This window comes from Streptomyces sp. NPDC001157, assembly GCF_053598255.1.
Genome location: NZ_JBSFJW010000001.1, coordinates 79,504 through 102,164, shown reverse-complemented (window position 1 = coordinate 102,164; position 22,661 = coordinate 79,504). Strand labels below are relative to the sequence as shown.

Below are 22,661 nucleotides of genomic sequence, written 5' to 3'. Positions count from 1 at the left end.
ATGGTGGCCGGCGCGCGGCGTCCGTTTCGGCGCTCGCCTCGCCGAGGAGCCGTATGCCGTAAGCCGTTCCCGGCCGTTCGGCGCGCGGCCCTGGGGCGCGTCACTTCACTCCGGCGGACACGTCCTCGCCGACCAGTTCCCCGACCCCTCCAGCACCGGCATCGACGCCTTCGCCCGGGGCGGCACCGCCCGGGAGGGAGGTGAGCAGGCCGCGCGGCACCTGCTGGAGATCGGGCGCCGTCGTCCGCCGGTGCTGACCGGCCCCGAGACGTTCGGGTGTACTCGGGAACGGCTGGGCGGCTTCGTCGATGTCTGCGCGGAAGCCGGGATCGAGATCGGTCGACGGAGCGCCATCCGCGGTCTCGGTGTTTGCGCACAAGGACCCCTCGGCGGTCGGCGTGCTCGCCGCCCTGCACGAGGCCGGTCTCTGGGTTCCACAGGGTGTGGCCGTGGTGGGCTTCGACGGCATCGAGATGGCCTCGTACACCTGTCCGGCACCGACCACGATCCGCCGGCACATGCGGGAAATGGGCGAGGCGGCGGCGCGACCGCTGCTGGACCACGTGCGCGGATCGCCGAAGGCCGCCCCTCGCGCATCATCCCCACCAGCCTCGTGATCCGTGGCTCTACGTTGCAGCCGTGCCCGGCCCGGTGATGACCGAGATCATCCGCTGGATCGACCCGGCTCGGCAGCCGGTGACACGAGTGTCGGCTCTTCGTCAGGCTGTGAGGATGTCCGATCCCGCGTAAGGCCGCAGAATTGGCGTTATGCCCTGTTTGTCCTGACCGGAGGCATCCATGAAGGATCTCAAGTTCGAGCAGAAGAGCTCGCTGTCCCGTATCGAGGCGGCTGACCAGCTGACTGCACTTGCGGCTGCGCTGAGAGAAGGCGGGGATGCCGAACTGGAACTCGGCCCCGCGACGCTGAGCCTGCGGATTCCCGAGGACCTTCGCAGCGAGGTGGAAGTCGAGGTCGGCAACGGGGAGGTCGAGCTGGAGATCGAGTTCAAGTGGCCGACCGCATCGACCCGGACAGCGCCGTCGCAGACGGCCGCAGACACAGAGACGGCCACGAGGAGGAGGACCGCGCCCGCCAAGCCCGGTCGGAGCGGCACCAGCAGGAGCGCGAAGCGGTCCGCCACAAGAACGGCATGAGTGGTGCCCCGGGGCCCTGGGGCTGATGAGAAGCGGTCGACGCATCACGCAGGTTCCGGCACGAAGGGATACAACTCGTCGGCCCCGGCCTCCACGACGCCGTAGCTGCTCTCCGGCACCTCGTTCCAGGCGCCAGGCAGGTCGCCGAGAGGTTCGGAAACGATGAGGCGGGTCTCGTCGGACACTTCGTCCAGGAAAGCCGCATCGGGGTGCAGCTTGCGCAGTGCGTCCACGCGAGTGCTGTAGAACAAGGACCGGGACGCGCCCTGGCTCGAGTAGCGGAAGGCCCAGACGCGTTCGCCGTCGGTCACGCCGATCGTCATCTGCACTGGGAACTCCACACCGTGGTCGCGGCCGCTGCGCTCCACCACTCCCACCATCCGCGACACAGCGCCCGGGGGGTCCTGGTCCAGGCCGAAGGTGAGCGCCAGGTAGAACATCACCTCCGAGTCGGTCGTTCCTTCGATGTCGGGGTACAGCCCGGGGTCGACGAGCAACGTCAACTCGCGGCGCATGAGGTGGAAACCCGTGATGACGCCGTTGTGCATCCACATCCAGCGGCCGTGCCGGAACGGGTGGCAGTTCGTCTGCTGAACCGCCGTGCCGGTCGTCGCCCGTATGTGGGCGAAGAACAGCGGGGAGCGCACATGATCCGCGATCTCCCTCAGATTGCGGTTGTTCCAGGCCGGGCCGACGTCCCTGAACAGGGCAGGGGTGTCGATACTCTCCTGCGAATACCATCCGATGCCGAAACCGTCGCCGTTCGTCGTCTCCACACCCAGTTTGGAGTGGAGGCTCTGATCGATCAGCGAGTGGGCCGGTCTGTAGAGGATGGTGTCGAGAAGCAGGGGTGTTCCCGAGTAAGCGAGCCATCGGCACATGAGCGATCACCTGTGTTCCTGGCTGCACCTGCGGGAATGCCCTGATGTCCCGCTCACGGCGCCCGGAGTTTTCAACGAGTCCGCCGGTCACCTGGCTGCAGCGCCCCACTGCTCTCTCGGCGCGAGCGCACTGGGGAAGGTCGGCGACCCCCGCACTGGCGGCGACGCCGTCTCCGATGATCGGGTGGCTCTTGTCCCGATCTCATTTTCGCCTCCCTCAGCGCGCGTCGCCATGCGGGCGTGGACCGGTCGGCCACCGCTCTGAGCACGGGGTGATGGACCCAGTCCCTGGCTGTCCACCCGCGGCGACGCCTCCCGCACCCGCTTCGGGCGCCCACAACGTCACCCGCCACGGCACCGGAAGCAGCAGGGGCCTGGTTCCGCCCCCCGTGGCGGAACCAAACCCCTGCCTGCCTGCGGCGTCGGCGGCTAACTCATCGCACCTCCCGCGCATACGGCGCCACGACGATCCGGTCGATCAGCGGCGCGTAGCGGGAGCGGAGCAGCACTCCCGGGAAGGTGTCCGCGGCGTAGGTCGTGCCGTCGAAGTTCGGCAGCTCCTCGGAGCGGAAGGTGATCGTGTTCTGTCCCTTCTGCAGCTGGACCGGGACGGTCAGTTCCCAGAAGTTGTCCTGGTGGAAGCTGTGCGGGAAGCCGACGCGCTGCATCGTGCCGCCGTTGACGGTGATGTCGGCGTGGCGGGCCAGCGGGTCCGGGTTGTAGTGGGTGGCCTCGGACTGTTCGGGGTTCGAGTATCGGATGCGCAGCGCGTACAGGCCGGCCTGGTCCGCGGCTACCGTGAACGTCGCCGTGTTGCCGTTCCCCGGATTGCCGCCGATGCCGGTGATCGCCGTACCGTCGGTCGCCAGCGGCAGCGGGGTCAGCGTGGCCGAGCCCGCGAGCTTGGCGTCCTGCGCCTCGTACGTACGGGCCTTGAGCGTGCCGTCCGTGGGCGTGACCGTCAGCCGGTCGACCAGGGTCGCGGTCGAACTCCCGGTCAGCGTCACCTTGTTGATGCCGCCCGAGAGAGAGACGGCGACCTTCTGCCTGGCCTTGGTCAGGTGCAGGACGTCGTGCCCGTTGACCGACAGCCGTGCGTCCGCGCCGCCGAGCACGTTGACGTCGAGGGTGGCCTCGCGGTCGGCGGGGGAGTAGACCCAGAACGTGGCCGTCTGGCCCTTCGCGAGCCGGGCCGCGCCCGAGCCCGTGGCCGGGCTTCCGGCCTGCTTCGGCAGGTCGTAGACGGGGCGCGCCCCGCCGCCCAGCCAGGCGAGTTCGGCCTCGTAGACCTCGGTGGCCGCCGACGCGGACGGCAGGGACAGGGTGAGGCGGTCGACGATGGCGTCGCCCTTGGTGGCGCGCCTGCCGTCCAGGCTCTTCGCGGCGAGCGTCAGGGTGTGCCTGCCCTTGGTGAGATGCACCTTGGTGTCGGTGTGGTCCCACACGACCCACTTGTAGCCGAGCGGCAGGTACAACTCCTGCTCGCTGTCCGCCTGGCCGTCCACCCGCAGGAACACGTTGGTGGGGCCCTGCTCCTTCACCTTGTCGAAGGTGTTGAGGGAGTTGGCGAAGACACTCAGGTCGTATGTGCCGTCCTCGGGGACGTCCACGGCGAAGCCGAGCGTCACATCCGAACCGGTCCGCAGGCCGCCGACGTCGTAGCCGCCGGAGGTGTAGAACTTCGACACGTCGCTCGTGGAACCCTCCGGGCCGTTCTTCGAGTAACCGGACCCGGTGTGGGCTGCGTCCTCCGCCTCGTACGAGCCCTGCCAGCGCACGGGCGCGGACCGCGTGCCCTTCGCCTTGCCGGCCGGGCTGAGGACGATCTCGTACGCCGAGGACTCCTTCAGCTTCGGCAGCGTGCCGTCGCCGAAGTCCACGACGGCCGTCCCGTCGTCACCGACCTTCAGGTTCGTCTCGGTCAGCAGCTTCGGGCCGGAGTTGTCGCCGACCTGCCCGCTCCAGTCGATCTCCCGCACCCAGGCGTGGACCTGGTCCCCGAAGACCGTCCTGGGGATGCCCGCGAAGGTGATGTGGCCCTTGCCGGTCGACCCGCCGAAGATCAGCCGCGCCTGCTTCTTCTTCTCGTCGAGGGTGGCCACGCCCTGCATGGTGTAGTTCTGGCCCGGGAAAGGCGGGGTCACCTTCACGGTGTGCCCGCTCATCGAGGCGTACGAGTGCAGCAGCCACCACTGGCCGTTGCCGCGGCCCGACTGCACCGCCGAGTCGGAGAGGTTGCCGTCGATGTTCCAGTACGCGATGTCGGCGTCCACCTTGGACTCCTCGATCGCGGACACCCACTGGATCATCTGGCCGGGGACCGAGGTGTGGTAGTTGAAGGCGTACTCGTTGATGTTGACGGGGAGTTGGGTTCCTTCGCGGGCGGTTCCCTTGAAGAGGTCCTTCTCCCACGCCCGGTACTTGGCGACGCTCTCGCGGACCGCCTCCGGGTGGCTCAGCTCGTGCCAGGTGATGACGTCCGGGAGGGTGCCGGCGGCCAGGGTGTGCGTGAGGAAGCCCTTCACCTGGTCGTACAGGATGCTGGTGTTGGGACCGGCTATCCGGGCGTCCGGCATCTTGCCTTTGATGAGCTTGTAGGCGGAGTCCCAGGCGGCGAAGTAGTCCTTGGGGTCGCTCAGCCAGCTGACCTTGTCGTAGCTCCACTCGCCGGTGCCGAACATGTTGCCCTCGGGCTCGTTGAACGGCACGAAGACGATGTTGTCCTGGTACTGCTTGGGCAGCTGCAGGACCTGGTCGACCTGCTTGGCGATCTTCTGCTCATAGAGCTTGAGCTTCTCCGCGGGGGTGTCCCCGGGCCACTCGTACGGGAAGCCTCGGTGGATGTCCGTCATGTAGATGTAGACGTCGCCGTCGGTGGAGTCGGCCAGCGGCCTGACCACGTCCAGTGCGTCGGCGCCGGGGTGCTGCGGGCCGTCCTGCGCCTTGGTGGAGACCGTGCGCAGGCCCATGCCCTCGATGAGGTTGTTGGTGGGGACGTCCGGTCCGTACACGCCGTAGAGGGTGCCGGAGGCGCCGCCGTGGAACCTGCCGGTGTCCGAGCCGAGGTCGACGGTCAGGGCGCCCTCGCGGACCACGGTGACGGTCGCCTGCACCGCGCGTCCGGCGGCTGTTCCGGCCACCGCGAAGGTGCCCGGCTGTGCGTACTTCTCGGCCGGTACGGCGTCCCAGGTGACCGGCGTGTCGCGGTCGTAGCCGTCGGAGAAGGCGGAGCGGACGGCGGTGGGCAGGGAGGGGGCCGTCCCGGTCGTCGTACGGACCTCGAAGGACGTCTGCGAGAGGTGATCGAGGGTGGGAAGGGTGCCGACCGTACCGGCGACCTGCTCGGCGGTGAGCGCCGAGTGCCAGACCGTGAAGTCGTCGACCGCGCCCTTGAGCAGCGGGTCAGGGTGGAAGGACTTGCCGATGTAGCCGGCCGCGGTGGCCGAACCGTCCAGCAGATCCTTGGCTTTGACGTTCGTCGCGGCGGAGGAGACCGCCACGCCGTCGAGGTAGGTGGTGACGCGGTGGGCGGCGGTGTCGAGGGTGACGGTGACGGTCCGCCAGCCGTCGGAGGGCAGCGGCGCGTATCCGGAGACCTGTGCCTCCGCGCCCCCGCCGCCGGTCGTCACCGCGGTACGCAGCACACTGCCGTTGTACGGCGTCGTAAACAGGTACTTGGTGGTGTCGGTACCCAGGTCGAAGATCCGCTGCCAGGCCGATTTGTCGCCGCTCCACTTCACGCGGGCCGAGACGGTCAAGTCGCTTGCGTCGGCGAGCACTTCGCGGGGGAGGCGGACGTACGCGCCGTCCGAGGTGGGTGCCCCGCCGGGCAGGGACAGCGCCCTGCCGCCGTCCGAGCCGGCGACGGACTGTGCGGTGGAACCGTTGACCAGGGTCGCCGTCAGCCCGTTGCCGGAGCTGTCGGTGATCCGGCCGGAGGAGAGGTCGTCCTGGTCGAAGGTGTAGTGGGCGGCGGGCTGGGGCGTATCGGCTGCCTGCGCGGGGACGGCCGGTGCGGCCAGCAGGCCCGCACCGAGAGCCAGCACCATGGCGGCCGGGGATCGGCGCCGGGCGGATCTGTCAGCGGATGGCATGGATTGCGTCCTCAATCCTTGTGTATCGGCGTATCGGCATGCGTCGAACCGGTTCGATTGCCATGCTGCACATGCGAGAGGGCGCGTGCAGCTGGCGGAAACGGCGGCTCCGACGGTCATCGAACCGGTTCGGGGAAGCTAGCACCGGGAATCCCGGCCAGCAATCCCTCCCGCCCCAACAAATCCGGACCTTCTGGCGGGCGCAGCAGTGTTGTCAGGGGTGTTGACAGGCGTCCGGTCAGGTTCCTACCTTCACTTCACGCGAACCGGTTCGATGCCCGGCTTGCGAGTACGCTCTCCACCGAGAAGTCGAACCGGTTCGAGCAGGTTCGAGCAGGATTTCGAGCAAGGAGCCGCCCGTGAACATCGGAGAGATCGCCCGCCGCGCCGGTGTCTCGCGGAGCACCGTCTCCTACGCACTGAGCGGCAAGCGCCCGGTCTCCGACGACACCCGCCGGAAGATCCAGCAGGTCATCGACGAGCTCGGCTACCGCCCGAACGCCAGCGCGCGCGCCCTCGCCAACGGCCGCACCAACACCATCGGCCTCGTCTTCCCGCCCGCCGGCAACCACTACACCGGCATGCAGCTCGACTTCATCGGCAGCGTGGTGGAGGCCGCCGCGGCCTACGACTACGACGTACTGCTCTCACCCAGCGGCGTCGACAGCGACCGCTCGTTCCAGCGGCTGCTGGGGGAGCGGCGGGTCGACGGCGCGATCCTGATGGAGATCAGACTTGAGGACGACCGGGTCGACCACCTGGCCGAGCTGGACTTCCCCTCCGTCGCCATCGGCCGTACCGCCCACCCGGAAGGCGGCTGGTGGGTCGGCCTGGACCACACCGCGCTGGCGGCGGCGTGCGTCCACCACCTGGCGGACCTCGGCCACCGCCGGGTCGCCTTCGTCAACCGTCCCGCGCAGCTGCTGCGGGCCGGGTACGAGTCGGCGCACCGCGGCCTGGACGGCTTCACCAAGGCCGCGGCCGAACGCGGTCTGACCGTGCGGACGTACTGCTGCGGGGACGACGCGGCAGCCGGGCAGGCCTGCCTGGAGCAGATCCTGCACGACGACCCCGCCACCACCGCCCTGGTCACCCTGAACGAGGCCGCTCTCGGCGGTCTCTACCGGGGGCTCGCCCAGGCCGGCCGCCATGTGCCGCGCGACTTCTCCGTCACCGGGGTCGTCGCCAGCCGCTGGGCGGAGACGGTGACCCCGCGGCTCACCGCGGCCGACGTACCGGCGGAGGAGATGGGCCGACGCGCCGTCGACCTGCTGGTGGAGCGGCTCGACCATCCCGACGCACCGCCCCGCCACCATCTCCTCGCCCCGCCGATCTCCCTGCGGGCCAGCACCGGGCCCGGTACGGCGGTCTGACCCCACCCGCCCAGTACTCCTCAACTCACCTCACTTCACCGGCCGTTCGCACCGCTCGACAGCGCGCCGTCCGTCGTGCCCGCTTGTCCTCGCCCCGCCAGGACAGGCAGTCATCAGTCACCACCCATGCCCTCACCCAGCCGTGCCCTCGGCACCCGCATGCCCAGACCAAAGGAACCCTCGCCATGAACAGCTCCTCCAGACAGCGCCGTCTGACCGCCGCAGCCGTGACCGCGCTCGCCGTGGCCGTCTCCGCCACCGCCTGCTCCTCCGGCTCGGACAGCACCGACACCAAGGGCGCCGGCGGCGGCACGTACACCATCTGGGACCCGTACCCGCAGTTCGACAAGACCTCGGACTGGGCGAAGCTGCTGGACCAGTGCGGCACCAAGGCCGGAGTGAAGGTCAAGCGGACCGCCTTCGACACCAGCGACCTGGGCAACAAGACACTGCTGGCGGCGCAGCAGGGCAACTCGCCGGACGTCCTCATCGTCGACAACCCGGTGGTGTCCACCCTGGCCGAGGCGGGCGTGCTCACCACGACCGACGACAACAAGCTCGACACCTCGAAGGTCGATCCCAACCTGCTCGCGGCCGGCCAGTCGGGCGGCAAGACCTACGGCACTCCCATCGGCGCCAACACCCTGGCCCTCTACTACAACAAGAAGGTGCTGAAGACGGCCGGCGTGGACGTCGCCTCGGTCAAGGACTGGACGTCGCTGACGGCGGCGCTGGCGAAGGTCAAGAAGGCCGGCAAGAAGGGCATCACCTTCTCGGCGATCGGCACCGAGGAGGGCAGCTTCCAGTTCCTGCCCTGGTTCTGGGGCTCGGGTGCCAAGCTCACCGAACTCGACTCCTCCCAGGCCGTGTCGGCGCTGTCCCTGTGGAAGGACTGGCTGAAGCAGGGCTACGCCCCGAACTCCGTGCTCAACAACACCCAGACCACCAGCTGGCAGGAGTTCGCCGGCGGCGACTACGCGTTCAGCGAGAACGGCACCTGGCAGCTCGCCAATGCCAAGAAGGCCGGTTTCGACTACGGCGTCCTGCCCATCCCCGCAGCCACGGGCGGCAGCGCGGCGGCCCCGACCGGCGGTGAGTTCGTGACCGTCCCGGCCCAGAAGGACTCCGGTCGCTACGCCACCTCCCAGAAGCTGGTGACCTGCCTGACCAGCGGCGACAACCTCTACAACACCGACACCACCCTGTCCTACGTGGCCCCCACCAGCGAGGTCCAGGCCAAGCAGGTGGCCGCGAACGCCGACCTGAAGCCGTGGGTCGACGCCGTCAAGGCCGCCAAGGGCCGCACCAGTGACGACCTGGGCACCAAGTACCCCAAGATCTCCGAGCAGATGTGGAAGGCGGTCCAGTCCGCCCTCAGCGGCTCCAAGTCGCCCAAGGACGCACTGAGTTCGGCGCAGGCCGCGGCCAAGTGACATGAGCCCGATGAAGCAGCTGAAGCAGACGACCCGTGCGCCGGACCACCGGCCCGCGGACGACCGGAACGGGGCGGCCGCCGCCGCCTCGGACCCGGCCCGCGCCTCGGCCCGGCGCCGCCCGAACTCCCAGCAGTGGGCCGCCTGGGGATTCCTCGCCCCGGTGACCCTCTACCTGGCCCTCTTCTACGCCTATCCGCTCTACCGCAACATCGACCTGAGCCTGCGCGACTACACCGTCCGCTCCTTCGTCCAGGGCGACGCACCTTTCACCGGCCTCGCCAACTACCGCACGGTCTTCGACAACCCGACCTTCGCCCCGGCCCTGCTGCACACCGCCCTCTTCACCGCCGTCTGCCTGGTCTTCCAGTACGCCATCGGGCTCGCCCTCGCGGTCTTCTTCAACCAGCACTTCCGGCTGTCGGCGACCCTGCGCGCCCTGTTCCTCGTACCGTGGCTGCTGCCGCTGATCGTGTCGGCGTCCACCTGGTCATGGATGCTCAACACCGACTCCGGCATCGTCAACGCCGCCCTGCACGCCGTCGGCATCGACCCCGTGAACTGGCTGACCTCTCCGTCCTGGTCACTGACCTCGGTCATCATCGCGAACATCTGGATCGGCGTCCCGTTCAACCTGGTCGTGCTCTACAGCGGTCTGCAGTCCATCCCGGCCGGCCTGTACGAGGCCGCCGCGCTGGACGGGGCGGGTGCCTGGCGCAGGTTCTGGAGCATCACCTTCCCGCTGCTGCGCCCAGTCTCCGCGATCACCCTGCTCCTGGGGCTGGTCTACACCCTCAAGGTCTTCGACATCATCTGGATCATGACCAAGGGCGGCCCGGCCGACTCCTCCACCACCTTCGCCACCTGGTCCTACCAGCTCGGCTTCGGCAACCTCCTGCCGGCCTTCGGCCCGGGTGCCGCCGTCGGCAACCTGCTCGTCGTCGCCGCGCTCGTCTTCGGGCTGGTCTACGTCCGGGTGCAGAGAAAGCAGGCCCTGTCATGAGCCGAAGCCGCAGGCGTACGTGGGGGAAGACCACGATCGGCGTCGTGCTGACCGCGATCATGCTCTTCCCGGTGTACTGGATGCTCAACGTGTCCCTGACCCGCGACCAGGACATGCGCAAGAGCCCACCGGACCTGCTGCCGCTGCACGGCACCCTGGCCGGCTACCGCACCGTCCTCGATGAGCAGTTGCCCTACCTCGGCACCAGCCTCGTGATCGGCCTGGGCACCGTCCTGCTGACCGTGCTGCTGTCCGCCCCCGCCGGCTACGCGCTGGCCAAGCTGCGCCCGCGCGGCGGCGGCATCCTCAGCTTCGTGCTGCTGGCCGCGCAGATGATCCCCGGCATCATCATGGCGATGGGCTTCTACGCCGTCTACCTCCAGCTCGGGCTGCTGCAGTCCGTTCCCGGCCTGATCGTCGCCGACTCGACCCTGGCCGTCCCGTTCGCGGTCCTGATCTTCACGGCGTTCATGTCCGGCATCCCCGGCGAACTCCTCCAGGCCGCCCAGATGGACGGCGCGATGGCCCTGCGCACCTTCTGGTCCGTCGTGCTGCCGATGAGCCGCAACGCCGTCGTCACGGTGTCCCTGTTCGCCTTCCTCTGGTCCTGGTCCGACTTCATCTTCGCCAGCACCCTCGCCAACGGCGGCGCCCACGAGCCGATCACCCTCGGCATCTACCACTACATCGGCAACAACAACCAGCAGTGGAACGCCATCATGGCCACCGCCGTCGTGGCCTCCCTGCCCGCCACGGTGATCCTCGTCCTCGCCCAGCGCTACGTCGCCGCCGGCGTCACCGCCGGCGCCGTCAAGGACTGAGCCGCGCTCACTGCCGGGATTGCCATCGGATGTCTGCGGCTTCGTCGTGGCTGGTCGCGCCCGCGCGGCGGTAGCCGCACATCAGAAACAGTCCCGCGCCCCTTTCGGGGCGCTGTGCCCCCGGGACCTGCTCGGACCCCCCGTTGTCGCCCCTGCTTCAGAAACGAGTCACGTCATCATGACAGCCGCCCGAACCGGCCCGGCTTTTTCCGTCCATGACATTCCGTTCAGTACTTATGGATCCTGGTTCGACATCTCGCCCGTGATCGCGGAGAAGACCTACGCCGAGGATCTCCACCTCGTCTCGCACCAGAACGGTATGCACGGCGTCCTGCGCCTGGTCCCTCTGAACCCGGAGAACGGCGTTCGCGCCGAGACCCGCGTCGAGGCGACTCCGGGCCTGCTCAGCTGGACCGGTGAGAGCGGGCGTGTCGACCTCGCCTACGAGTCGCCGGACACCGTACGGCTGCGGGGGAGCGGCCTGGGCTTCGGCGTCTTTGCCGCCGCGCAGGCGTTGACCCCGTTCAGCGGTACGTACTTCTTCCACGACCCGGCGGCGGGCGCGCACGTCTTCACGTCGTACGAGACCGGCCGCCGCTACCGCGTCACCGTGCTCTCCGGCACCCTCGCCGAGGCAGCCGGAGCCCAGGCCCTGGGCAGCGCCGAGCGCGGTGTCGTCGTCTCCGAGGGGGACGGCGGCGGTTGGGAGATCGCGGTCGAGGAACTCGACACCGCCCGGTCGCCGTTCGCGGTCTCGGCGACCTTCGACGAGATCGTGGCGAGCGCACGGGGCGGGTTCGCCGAGTTCGTCGACGCGGTGGCTCCCTGGCGCTCGTCCGCCACGCCGGCCGCCGAACTTGCCGCCTACGTCGTCTGGTCGGCGACCGTAGGGCCCACGGGCCTGGTCACCCGGCCCGCGGTGCTGATGTCCAAGCACTGGATGGACAAGGTGTGGAGCTGGGACCACTGCTTCAACGCCCTTGCTCTGGCGCCCGGTCGTCCCGAACTGGCCATGGACCAGTTCGCGCTGCCCTTCGACCACCAGGACGGCAGTGGCGCCCTGCCCGACTCGGTCACCCATTCCGAGGTCCTGTACAACTTCGTCAAGCCCCCCATCCACGGCTGGGCCTTCGGCCACCTGCGCCGCCGCGTGCCGACACCTCCCGACCGGTCTCAACTGGCTGAGGTGTACGCCCGGTTGGAGCGCTGGACGAACTTCTGGCTCATCGCACGACGAGCCCCCGGAGCCGAACTGCCCTACTACCAGCACGGCAACGACAGCGGCTGGGACAACGCCACCACCTTCGACCCGGAGCGAGTGGTCGTCACCGCCGACCTGGCCGCCTTCCTCGTGCTTCAGTTGCGTGAACTCGCCGACTTGGCAGGGGAGTTGGGCGATACGGATGCGGCGCGCCGGTGGACGGCCGCGGCCGAGGAGACTCAGACGGCGCTGCTCGACCAGCTCTGGACCGGCGAACGGTTCGTCGCCCGGGGAGCCGTCAGCGGGGACACCTGGAGCAGCGCCGGCCTCCTCGACCTGATGCCCGTCGTGCTGGGCGAGCACCTGCCCGCCGAGGTCAGCAGCGCGCTGGCCGACCACATCAAGGCCCACCTCACGCCGTACGGCCTGGCCACCGAACTGACCACCTCGCCGCACTACCTCGCCGACGGCTACTGGCGCGGCCCGATCTGGGCCCCCGCCACCGTCCTCGTCGAGGACGGCCTGCGCCGCGGCGGCCACCACCGGCTCGCGGACGACATCAGCGCCCGTTTCCGCGCCCTGTGCGAGACCCACGGCTTCGCCGAGAACTTCGACGCCCTCACCGGAACGGGCCTGCGTGACCGCGCCTACACCTGGACCGCCAGCAGCTACCTCCTGCTGGCCGAAGCACACGCACACCGAGAGAGCCGCTGAGCGGCCGCCTCCCGCGAAGCCCCGGGGCCGTACGGGCCCCGGTCATTCTCCTCCCCCCAGGAGCCGCACAATGAAGTCACCCACAACCCCTCCCAGATCCACGACCCGCACCAGACGCCGAGCGTTCTCCTCCGTCGCCGTCCTCATGGCCGCTCTGGCCTCGACCCTGGTGCCGGCCGCCCCCTCCCAAGCCGCGGACACCAGCGTCACCGTCGACTTCGCCACTGCCGGTGGCGCACCGACGTACCACGCCTCCGGAATGATCTACGGCATGACGCCGAACGGCTCACTCCCGCAGGACCACTTCTTCAAGGACATCAAGTGGCACTTCATGCGGGCCGGCGGCGCCCAGCTCAACAGCGGCGGCTATGCCACCAGCCTCGCCGACTACCAGACCCGCTGGAACTCGACCCTCGCCCAGTACAAGCGCACCGCGGCCCTCGGCGGGACCTTCGTGCTGCTGCCGCACGACCTGTGGGGTGCCGACGGCACCACCAACCAGGCCTTCCCCGGTGACAACGGTGACTGGACGCAGTTCGACAATTTCGTCACCCAGCTGATCAACGACGTCAAAGCCAACAACATGACGGTCGAGTGGGACCTCTGGAACGAGCCCGACGGCGCCGGCTTCTGGAAGCCGTCGCAGGCGCAGTACCTGCAGATGTGGTCGCGGTTCTACGCCCGGGTGCGGGCGGCGTTCCCCGGCCAGCTGATCGTCGGGCCCAGCATCGCGCGTCAGCCGAACTCGTCCAACACCTGGTGGACCACATACCTGAACTACGTGAAGGCCAACAACGTCGCCCCGGACATCTACAGCTGGCACGACGAGCCCGGCGACCCGGCCACCGACGTCGGCCGCGCCAACTCCACACTCTCCGCAGCCGGGTTGACCAACACCCGCCCCTACCAGATCAACGAGTACGCCACCCTGCCCATGCAGTCCCCGGGCGGCGGCGCCTGGTTCATCGGCCGTCTGGAGCGTGCCGGCGCCGACGGCCTGCGCGGCAACTGGGCCTCCGGCACGAACCTGCACGACGACGAGGCCAACCTGCTCACCAAGGACAGCTCCGGCCGCTACCTGCCGCTGGGTGAGTGGTTCATGTACCGCTACTACGGCTCGCAGACCGGCAACATCGTCAACCTCATTCCGGGCAGCAGCACCGACGGACTCGCCACCAAGGACAACGCCGCCAAGAATGCCAAGGTCCTGCTCGGCAGCAACGGCAACACCGGCAACGTCACCGTCAACCTCACCGGCCTGAACGCCACGTCGGTGGTGGAGAGCGGCAAGGTCCGCGCGGTCGTCCAGCGCGTCCCGTACAACAACGGCTCCGCGGTGGCCGGCCCGGAGACGATCTCCGACACGACCCTGAACGTCAACAACAATGCGGCCTCGGTGAGCGTCCCCTGGTCGAACGCCAAGGACGGCTACACGGTCACCCTGCTCCCGCCGTCCAACACGGCCATCTCGACGGTCGCGGTCAGCGAGAACAGCGGCCAGTGCCTGGACGACACCAACCTGAGCACCGCCAACGGCACTCAGTACCAGCAGTACCTCTGCGAGGGCGGCTACCAGCAGATGCTCGACCTCAAGCCGGTCAGCGGCAAGGCGAACACGTACACGGTGGTCAACGAGCTGAGCGGCAAGTGCCTCGACGTCTCCGGGGCCTCCACGGCCGACGGGGCGGCCGTCATCCAGTACACCTGCAACGGCGCCACCAACCAGCAGTTCACCCTTAACCCCGTCACCGCGCTCGGCAACGGCAAGGACTACCAGCTGGTCGCCGCCCACAGCGGCAAGTGCGTCGACGTCAGCAACGTCTCGACCACACCCGGCGCGGTGATCCACCAGTGGACCTGTGACCCGGCGAGCGCACTGAGCAGCAAGAAGAACCAGATCTGGCGGCTCGTCGGCAAGAGCTGACGGCTCCTCTCAGACGTGTGGCCGTCCGGTGTCGCCGCCGGACGGCCACGCGTGCTGTGCGCACGGCGCCGAGGCGGTCGCGCACCACTCGTGGTGCACACCGACTGCTCCGAACGGCTGATCTCCCGCCGCCGGCCGGGCTCATACGACGCAAGGTGATTGTCCTGCCGCCGTGATCCGACTGAGCTGGTCACGCCTGAAACGCTCGTGCACTCACCTCGAGGAAGGCGAAGATGACCCGTTCGACTGCGGTCCCGCCCCCGATCCGTCCGCTCCGTGCGCTGCGGCTCGTCGCCGTCGTGCTGTATCTGGTGGCTGCTCTCCTCGTCGGCAGTGCGGCACCGGCCGCCGCACTGACCAAGCCGGTCATCAACGGACCCGTGTTCAACGACCCGCTGGGCACACCGGACCAGCAGAAGGCGATCTTCACCCAGCTCGTCCGGCTGATCGACGCGACGCCCGCCGGTGCGACGATCCGCGGTTCGATGTACGAGTTCCAGGACCAGGAGGTCGCCGACGCGTTGCTCGCTGCCGACCAGCGCGGCGTCAACGTCAAGCTCATCGTCGACGAGTCGACCTATGAGGGCGCCGCAGGCGTCGCGTACGACAACCCGGTGTACCGGGCCCTCAAGGCCGGCCTCGGAAACAATGACGCCGCGCGCTCCTGGATCGTCGTCTGCGACGACAAATTCGAGGACGACGACGGCGTGGACGACGTCGTGCGCGGCTGCCTGAGCGTCGCCCCGCCCGCACCGGCGTACAACCACAACAAGTACTTCATCTTCTCCAGGATCGGGCCCTTCGACGACGGCACCAGCTACTCGAAGGTCGTCTTCCAGACCTCCTCGAACCTCTCCGACTGGTACAAGGTCGAGTCCTTCAACGACGCCGTGACCTTCGTGAACCCCACCGTGTACGACGGTTACGCGTCGTATCACGAGAAGCAGCGCGCCGGGCGCTACCTCGCAGGCGGCAACAACCACGTGTACTTCTCCACCCCGACCGGCTCTACCTACCGGGCCTTCTTCTTCCCGCGCGGCGACGCCTCGTACAACAACCCGGCCACCGACACCATCGTCAACGCGCTGAACGAGGTCAGCTGCGCCTACACCGGTACGGACGGGAAACGGCACCAGACCGACATCCGCATCGTGATGCACGCCTTCTACGGTTCGCGCGTCCAGGTCGCCGACAAGCTGGCCCAACTGCGCGGCAGGGGCTGCTGGATCGACATCATCTACGCCGAGACCGACTCCAAGATCACCAACAAGCTGACCGCCGCCGGCATCCAGCACCGCAGATGCCGCATCCCCAACGGCCCGGGGATCGACGTCCGTCCGCACAACAAGGAGATCCTGATCGACGGCGACTACGGCGGCGACATCACCCCGCGCGTCTACACGGGCAGTGCCAATCTGGCGGGGTCGTCGCTGCGTTCGGCCGACGAGGCGATCGTGCGGATCGTCAGTGCGTCGTACCACGCGAAGTATCTGAGCACGTTCTACAAGATCCGCTCAGCCTGCGGGGGTTGACGGGCCCGGCTGCTGCCTTCTCGGCGATCATCCACCGCCGTCGCTTCTCGTACGTCGACCACAGCATGAGGAGTGATCCGTCGGGGGTGTGTCCTGTCGGCGACGACGAACGGATCGTGCAACGGCATGTCGGGGAGCCGCATCAGCTCGGTCTCAGCCACCGTCGAAGAATACGGAGCGGGCGGTGCCTGCGCGGGCCTACGCCCCGGCGCTCTTCCCGAACCGGTCGAGCAGCGCGTCCAGGCCCGCGGCCAGGCCCTCCGGTCCGCCCGGCTCGGTGAGGGCGGGGGCCGCCTCCCGGAGTCCGGGCAGCTCCTGGGGCGGCATGCGGTGCAGGCCGAGGCGGAACGCGGGGTCCTGCTCGTCGGGGTTGTCCACCATCGGCCGCAGCTCCACGGACACATAGCCCAGCAGCCAGGCCGTGAAGGCCCGGAAGAGAGCGGCCGTACCGGCGTCGTCGAGCCCGGCCTCCCTGAGCAGCGCGAGCACCCTCTCATGGTCCTTGAGCACGGCGAGCGGGCGACGCGCGAGCGGGACGGCGAGCATGCGGGTGGTGAGCAGCGGGACCGCCTGGGGGTGGGCGAGGCAGACGTCGTAGGTGGCGCGGGCGATGCGGTGGAGTTCGGCTCGCCACGACGGCGCCTCGGCCGCGGCGTCCGTCTCGGCGGTCAGGCGTTCCTCCAGCTCGAGATAGAGCGCCTCGACCAGGCCGTCGAGGAGCGCGTCCTTGCTCGACGCGTACCGGTAGAGCGCCATCGCCTCGACGCCGAGTTCCGCTCCCAGCCGGCGCATGCTCAACGCCGAGAGGCCTTCGCGGTCCACGAGTGCCAGGGCGGAGGCCAGTACCCGCTCACGGTTGAGCCTGCCGTAGCGGCCGCGGTCGCTGGCGCGCCGCCTGGGGCTCGGTTCCGAGTCGGTCGCCATTCCGCGTCTCCTCGTGCTGTGACCGCAGCCCCTGCGCGGGCTACGGCATCCGCATACGACGTAAACACGGATGCTACTCGGACACAGGGTGAGCCTCGCGCCTTGACCGCGTGTCGGTTTCGTCCTAGTCTGTACGCATACATCGTAAATATACGTAGACAGCTGCCGTGAATCCCCTGGCCGGCGCTGGTCTGCCGTCCGGTGGTCCGCGGCAGACCGGCGCCGCGATCCTGCGATTTCCCCGCAGGACGTCCTCATCGAGGAGGGCCAAATGAACCGTCCACTGCGCGTCACGGTGGTCACGACCGCCGGAATCCTCGGCGGCGCCGAACTCTGGCTGCTGGCGCTCCTCGACGCCACCGACCGGCTGGACGTGGACGCGGTCATGCTCGGGGAGGGGCCGCTGGGCAAGGAGTTCCGCCGCCGCGGCATCCCCTGCGTCACACACCGCACGGGCCGGACCGGAGCGGCGGTCGGGGCCTCCGCGGCATGGTTCGCGCGCCGCCTGCGGGCGAACCCGCCGGACGTGGTCCTCGCCAACGGGATCAAGGCGGCGTGCGTGTGCGGCCCGGCCACCTGGCTCACCGGAGTGCGCTGCGTGTGGGCCAAGCACGACTACACCCACCCCCGTCTGATGAAGCTCCTGGCCGCGCTCATCGACGACTGCGTGGCGACGGCGGACGGACTGGTCGTCGCCTCACGGCACCCCCGAGCCGTCCTCGTACCGTTCCCCGCGCCGGAGGGCACCGCGCTGCCGCGCGAGGCCGCCCGGGAGAATCTGGTACGACAGGGCGTACGACTCAATGGCCACGACACCCCGCTGCTGCTCACCCTCAGCCGTCTGGTCGCCAACAAAGGCGTGGACGATGCGATCGAGGCCCTGGCGAAGCCGGGCGGCGAGTGCTGGCGTCTGGTCGCCATCGGGGGCGATGATCCGGCCGAACCGGACGAGCGCCGCCGGCTCTCGCAGTTGGCCGCCGACCTCGGCGTGGGCGACCGCGTCGACTTCACCGGCTGGATCGAGGACGCCTGGCGGAGCATCCCCGGCGCCGACGCGGTCGCGGTCCTGACCAAGCCCACCCCGGCCATGCCCCATCCGGAAGGGTTCGGCGCAGTCGCACTGGAAGCGATGCGCTCCGCCGTCCCGGTGATCGCCACACCGGGACCCGTGGCCGACCGGGTCGCGCAGCCGGGTGCGGCACCCGCCGGGGTCGCCGTTCCGCCCGGCGACCCCACGCAAGTGGGCCTCGCGCTGCGGCGATTGGCGGACCCCGACACCCGCCTCACCATGGGCACGGTGGGGCAGCGGCTGACCGCTGCACATCCGGGCCCGGCCGAGTGCGCCGCACGCCTGGCGCAGATCCTGTCGGAGACCGCCCGGCTGCCCGGTGCGGGGCTGACCGCGACCGCTCCGGTCTCCGTGGTGACCACCGTGCTCAATGAGGCCGCCGTGATCGACCGGCTGCTCGGCCTGCTGGCTCCCCAACTGGCCCAGGACGGCGACGAGATCGTCGTCGTCGACGGCGGCTCGAGCGACGACACGGCCGAGCGGGTCGAGGCGTGGACGGCGAAGGACGCCCGGATCAGCCTGCACCGGCTCCCCGGCGCGGGCATATCGGCCGGCCGCAACGCCGGTGTGAAAGCAGCGCGCAATGAGCTGATCGCCTGCACCGACGCGGGCTGCTACCCCGCCCCGGACTGGCTGGAGCGGCTGCGCGCGGCGGCGGCTGAGCCCGTCGCGGCGGACCTGATCACCGGCGTCTACCGGGCGGACGGTCACGGAGCAGCGGCTCGTGCCATGTCGGCGGTGAGCTATCCGGTGCCCGAGGAGGCCCGCCATCCGGGCCCCTGGACCCGCGTGTACCTGCGGCTCTTCGGCCGGGGACTCGACGCGACCATGCCCACCGGGCGTTCCATGGCCTTCTCCCGCGCCGCCTGGCAGGACGCCGGGGGTTTCCCCGAACATCTGCGGACCGCGGAGGACGTGCTCTTCGGCCGCGCCGTGTTCGGGGCCGGCCACCGGGCGATCCTGGCCACCTCCGCCGAGGTGAGCTGGGAGCAGCGGCCGACGCTGCGTCAGACAGTGGCGATGTACTTCCGATACGGCGAGGGCGACGGACGGTCGGCGGACCCGCGCCTGTGGGGACGGGACACGGCCCGGGCGCTGGCCTACGCCGGCGCCCTCGCCTCGGTGGCGGCGGGCCCGCGCGCCCGGTCCGTCGCGACCACCGCGTTCGCGGCCTATGTGTCGCTGCCGCTCATCCGGGCCGTCCGCCGGCGCCACTGGACGGCGCTGCCCCTCGTCCCCTTCGCCGCAGCCGTGCGCGACCTCGCCAAGGCGGCCGGGGCGGGGCGCGGACTGGCCGCTCGGGTCAGAGCGGGCGGCGCCCCCGCCGACGATCCGGATCCGGGGGGTTCACGATGAATCACGCCGGTACGGCCAGGCGGGCGCTCGTGCTGATGTACCACGGCGTCGGCAGCCGGCCCGCCCGCCGGGACCCCTTCTGCCTGTTCGTCCCGCCGGACACTCTGCACCGGCAACTGCGAGGCCTCCTCCACCGGGGGTGGACCCCCTTGACGCTCGACCGGTATCTGCGCGGTGACTTCCCCGGGCGCAGCGTGCTGGTGACGTTCGACGACGGCTATCAGGGCCTGGTGGACGAGGGGCTGCCGGTCCTGCGCAGCCTGGGGTTCCCCGCCACCGCCTTTGTGCTCAGCGGTGTGCTCGGGGGCACCTCCGCATGGATGGCCGAGATGCCGGACGAGCCGCTGCTGGACGCCGACGGACTGCGCGCGCTGGCCGATGCGGGGCTGGACGTCGAATGCCACGGATGGGACCACAGCGACCTGGCGAACGCCGACCCCGGGACCCTGGCCCGCAACCTGGTGGATGCGGCGGAGGCGCTGGCCGCCGTCACCGGCAGACGCGCCCGCGCCTTCGCCTACCCCTACGGGACGCACGACGCCGCCGCCCGCGGCGCGGTGGCCGCAGCCGGCTTCGAGATCGCGTTCAGCGTGCACGACGCCGCCGGGCGCTATGCCGTCCCGCGTGTCGACATCAACGCCACCGAGGTCGACGCGAGCTTCCGGCTGAAGACCTGGCGGGGCTATCCCGCCGTCCGCCGGATGTCCGGGGCGGTGCCCATGCTGCGCCCGGCCCTGCACTCACTGCTCGGCTGCGCCCAGCGGCCTTGATCATCTTCATGTGTGCCGGAATCATCTTCATGTGTGCCAGGCGTCGGACCTCGCACGGTCCGGCCCGTGCGGGCCCGCGGCCCAGACGCGGCGGGCATCGTCGTACACGGTGTACATGCGCTCGACGACCTGCCGCACATCGTGGTGGCGGCGGACATGTGCCTGCGCCTCAGCGCCGAGTGCACGGCTGGTCGCGGGATCGGCCAGCAGGCGGGCCACCGCGGCCGCGAGCGCACCAGGTTCCTCCAACGGCACGACGGAGTACGGCACATGACGGGGCGGGAGGAACTCCCGCGCGCCCGGCACATCGGTGACGACGACGGGGCGGGCGCAGGCCATGGCCTCCATGGGGGCGAGCGCCATTCCCGCTTCCCAGCGGGAGGCCAGAACCACGAGATCAGCCGCGAGATACCAGTCGCGCGGGTCGGCGACGGCTCCGGCGAAGTGGACGGTCGACGAGGCCCGCGCCGCAAGGACGGTCCGGTCCGGCCCGCCTCCGACGAGAACCAGTCGCGCCTGCGGTATCCGCTCCTCGACCTCGGCCCAGGCGTCGAGCAGCACGTCCTGCCCCTTCTGCCGGCACAGCCGCGCCACGCACACGGCCAGCGGCCCGTTGGCGCCGACCCCGAGTCGGCGCCGCGCGGCCTCGCGAGCAGAGGCTTCCGGTGGCCCGAGCCACTCGAGGTCCACCCCATTGCGTACGACGGTGTACCGGCACCGGATGCCGGCGGCCGTCCCGTGGGCGCGCTCGCCCTCGCTGACGCACACCACCTGGTGAGCCCAGCGCGCCCCCGCCCTCTCCCACCGCACGGTGGCCGTGCGCAGGGTGGCGGACACGGCGTCGAAGGACCAGGCATGCGGCTGGTAGACGGTGGGAAGGCGCCCGCGTATCGCCATGCGGCCCGCGAGACCCGCCTTGGCGCTGTGCAGGTGCACCACGTCCGGACCCACCATGTCCACGATGCGCTGCACTCCGGCCACTTCGTGCCAGAGTGCCGGGCCGGGGGAGCGTACGGCGTCCCACCGCACCACTCGGGCCCCGCACCGCGCGGCGGTCCGGGGCAGTGTGCCGGCGATCGGGCAGGCCACGACCACCAGGTCTCCCCGCGCGCACTGCCCGGCGGCCAGGTCCGTGACCACTCGGGCGACGCCGGCCTCGTTCGACTGCGCGAGGTGCAGGATGGTGCGCCTCACGGCGCCGCGCCTTTCTGCGCCAGCACCCGCAGCGGTTTGGTGACCCGCCGTGCCACGGTGCCGCTGAAGCGCACCGCCTCGGCGACCGCGGGCACCGGGTCGTCCCGACTCAGCCAGGCCCGTTCGAGGTTGTGCCGTGGCAGTGCCGCCGGAAGCCGGCGGTCGCGCCAGGCGGTCACCGTGGCCGACACCGCATCCAGATTGCCGACGATGAAGCCCCGGCCGTGGATCTGCGGCCCCTCCGGGACAGGCCGGCCGGTCAGGTCGAGATGCAGCGCGCGGACCACGTCCAGTCCCCGCGCGGTGCTGAAGAGGCGGAACTGCTGTCCGAACCGCGGGTTGAAGTCCACCAGCTTGTAGCGGCCGTCGCGCCGGTCGAAGCGCCAGTCGAGATCGGCGATCCCGCAGTAGCCGATCGCACGGCACAGCTCGCCGGCGAGCGTCGCGAGGGCGGTGTTGGGGCGGGCCCAGGCTCTGGTGGTGAGGCCCGTCTTAGGCGGCCAGGAGCGGAACTTGTGGCCGGTGAAGACGAGCCGGGGTGTGCCGCCCGCGCTGCAGTAGAGGTGGGTGAACCATTCCTCGGCGATCTCGAGGGGGATGTACTCCTGCACGATGACGGAGGGCGACTCGGCCGTCCCGCAGCGGGCGAGCAACTCGTCCTCGTCGTGCACGACGGTGGTGTGGCCCATGGCGGAGCCGTTCAGCTTGGTGAACGCCTCCCGGTCCTTCAGGACCACCGGATAACCCCACTCACGGCTCACCGCGACCAACTCGGCCCGGTCGACCGGGGATCGAGTCCGGGGGGTGGGCACCCCGTGCTCCCGGCAGATCTGGTGCAGTCCCTCCTTGCTGGCCAGCCTGCGGGGCAGCGCGGGCGGCACCGGAGGCAGCACGAACCATTCGGCCAGGTGATCGGCGTTCTCCGCCAGCAGCACGGCGGCCTCGTCGCCCTCCGCGACGGCGACCGTGGGGCGCCCGATCCGCCGACCGATCTGCAGGAGGGTCGAGACGAGCTCCGACGGGTCCTCCGCGCCGGTCGTCGGACGGACGAAGCGGCCGGTGAGATGGCGTGAGAGGGCGACCGGGGTGAAACGGTCCTCGACCATGGCGTACGTGGGGACCCCCATGCGCCCCAGGGTGCGCACGACCGCGAGTCCCCCGTGGAGCTGGGGGAAGCGCCCCAACTTGACGAGCAGTGCCGGTACTTGGTCGCTCAT

The 22,661-nt window shown here is 70.0% G+C and carries 17 protein-coding genes; 11 read left to right on the top strand and 6 right to left on the bottom strand.

All coding sequences use genetic code 11. The annotated features are described in order from the left end of the window. Window positions 1–100: 100 nt before the first annotated feature. Window positions 101–379, bottom strand: a complete 279-nt coding sequence (locus ACWDAG_RS00475) for a hypothetical protein (RefSeq protein ID WP_450693363.1) — start codon at window positions 377–379, stop codon at window positions 101–103. Between ACWDAG_RS00475 and ACWDAG_RS00470 the strand changes: the two genes are divergently transcribed. Together ACWDAG_RS00470 and ACWDAG_RS00465 are read left to right on the top strand one after the other, a co-directional pair. Continuing rightward, a complete protein-coding gene (locus ACWDAG_RS00470) occupies window positions 366–617 on the top strand; it encodes a substrate-binding domain-containing protein (RefSeq protein ID WP_450693362.1) in 252 nt (83 codons plus the stop codon). The two genes, ACWDAG_RS00475 and ACWDAG_RS00470, sit on opposite strands and share 14 nt — an antisense overlap. 181 nt (window positions 618–798) lie before the next feature. After that, window positions 799–1,155, top strand: a complete 357-nt coding sequence (locus ACWDAG_RS00465; RefSeq protein ID WP_450693361.1) for an amphi-Trp domain-containing protein — start codon at window positions 799–801, stop codon at window positions 1,153–1,155. Between the two features lie 44 nt (window positions 1,156–1,199). On the opposite strand, the gene ACWDAG_RS00460 is transcribed toward ACWDAG_RS00465, so the two are convergent. Both ACWDAG_RS00460 and ACWDAG_RS00455 read right to left on the bottom strand, forming a co-directional pair. Beyond that, window positions 1,200–2,036, bottom strand: a complete 837-nt coding sequence (locus tag ACWDAG_RS00460; protein WP_450693360.1) for a class II glutamine amidotransferase — start codon at window positions 2,034–2,036, stop codon at window positions 1,200–1,202. 434 nt (window positions 2,037–2,470) lie between these two features. Then, the gene (locus ACWDAG_RS00455; protein ID WP_450693924.1) at window positions 2,471–6,085 is read right to left on the bottom strand and encodes a LamG-like jellyroll fold domain-containing protein; all 3,615 of its coding nucleotides are present in this window, start codon (window positions 6,083–6,085) and stop codon (window positions 2,471–2,473) included. A gap of 404 nt (window positions 6,086–6,489) precedes the next feature. On the opposite strand from ACWDAG_RS00455, the gene ACWDAG_RS00450 reads away from it, so the two are divergent. The 7 genes from ACWDAG_RS00450 to ACWDAG_RS00420 all read left to right on the top strand — a co-directional run bounded on the left by ACWDAG_RS00450 (window position 6,490) and on the right by ACWDAG_RS00420 (window position 16,131). Next, the gene (locus ACWDAG_RS00450) at window positions 6,490–7,503 is read left to right on the top strand and encodes a LacI family DNA-binding transcriptional regulator (protein ID WP_450693359.1); all 1,014 of its coding nucleotides are present in this window, start codon (window positions 6,490–6,492) and stop codon (window positions 7,501–7,503) included. A gap of 185 nt (window positions 7,504–7,688) precedes the next feature. Then, window positions 7,689–8,936, top strand: coding sequence for a sugar ABC transporter substrate-binding protein (locus tag ACWDAG_RS00445; protein WP_450693358.1), 1,248 nt, complete (start codon window positions 7,689–7,691; stop codon window positions 8,934–8,936). A 10-nt stretch (window positions 8,937–8,946) separates the two neighbouring features. Beyond that, window positions 8,947–9,939, top strand: coding sequence for a carbohydrate ABC transporter permease (locus ACWDAG_RS00440; protein WP_450693357.1), 993 nt, complete (start codon window positions 8,947–8,949; stop codon window positions 9,937–9,939). After that, window positions 9,936–10,760, top strand: a complete 825-nt coding sequence (locus ACWDAG_RS00435; protein ID WP_450693356.1) for a carbohydrate ABC transporter permease — start codon at window positions 9,936–9,938, stop codon at window positions 10,758–10,760. Before ACWDAG_RS00440 ends, ACWDAG_RS00435 begins: the two co-directional genes overlap by 4 nt. Before the next feature lie 178 nt (window positions 10,761–10,938). Then, window positions 10,939–12,675: an amylo-alpha-1,6-glucosidase gene (locus ACWDAG_RS00430; RefSeq protein ID WP_450693355.1), complete on the top strand. Its 1,737-nt coding sequence runs from the start codon at window positions 10,939–10,941 to the stop codon at window positions 12,673–12,675. A 70-nt stretch (window positions 12,676–12,745) separates the two neighbouring features. After that, complete coding sequence (locus ACWDAG_RS00425; RefSeq protein ID WP_450693354.1) at window positions 12,746–14,599, top strand: RICIN domain-containing protein; 1,854 nt, start codon at window positions 12,746–12,748, stop codon at window positions 14,597–14,599. Window positions 14,600–14,832: 233 nt separating this feature from the next. Next, entirely contained in the window at window positions 14,833–16,131 is a 1,299-nt protein-coding gene (locus ACWDAG_RS00420) for a phospholipase D-like domain-containing protein (protein WP_450693353.1), read from the top strand. Between the two features lie 198 nt (window positions 16,132–16,329). Here ACWDAG_RS00420 and ACWDAG_RS00415 read toward each other — a convergent pair whose 3' ends face one another. Then, window positions 16,330–17,055 carry a TetR/AcrR family transcriptional regulator gene (locus ACWDAG_RS00415; protein WP_450693352.1) on the bottom strand — a complete coding sequence of 242 codons (726 nt, stop codon included), beginning with the start codon at window positions 17,053–17,055 and terminating at the stop codon, window positions 16,330–16,332. A gap of 271 nt (window positions 17,056–17,326) precedes the next feature. Here ACWDAG_RS00415 and ACWDAG_RS00410 point away from each other — a divergent pair, with 271 nt between their 5' ends. Beyond that, window positions 17,327–19,480, top strand: a complete 2,154-nt coding sequence (locus tag ACWDAG_RS00410) for a glycosyltransferase (protein WP_450693351.1) — start codon at window positions 17,327–17,329, stop codon at window positions 19,478–19,480. Continuing rightward, complete coding sequence (locus ACWDAG_RS00405) at window positions 19,477–20,250, top strand: polysaccharide deacetylase family protein (protein WP_450693350.1); 774 nt, start codon at window positions 19,477–19,479, stop codon at window positions 20,248–20,250. The genes ACWDAG_RS00410 and ACWDAG_RS00405 overlap by 4 nt, the downstream gene beginning before the upstream one ends. A gap of 27 nt (window positions 20,251–20,277) precedes the next feature. Here the strand turns inward: ACWDAG_RS00405 and ACWDAG_RS00400 are convergent, their stop codons facing one another. Both ACWDAG_RS00400 and ACWDAG_RS00395 read right to left on the bottom strand, forming a co-directional pair. Next, on the bottom strand, window positions 20,278–21,444 hold the full coding sequence (locus ACWDAG_RS00400) for a glycosyltransferase family 4 protein (RefSeq protein WP_450693349.1): 1,167 nt from the start codon (window positions 21,442–21,444) through the stop codon (window positions 20,278–20,280). Further along, complete coding sequence (locus ACWDAG_RS00395; RefSeq protein WP_450693348.1) at window positions 21,441–22,661, bottom strand: carboxylate--amine ligase; 1,221 nt, start codon at window positions 22,659–22,661, stop codon at window positions 21,441–21,443. Before ACWDAG_RS00395 ends, ACWDAG_RS00400 begins: the two co-directional genes overlap by 4 nt.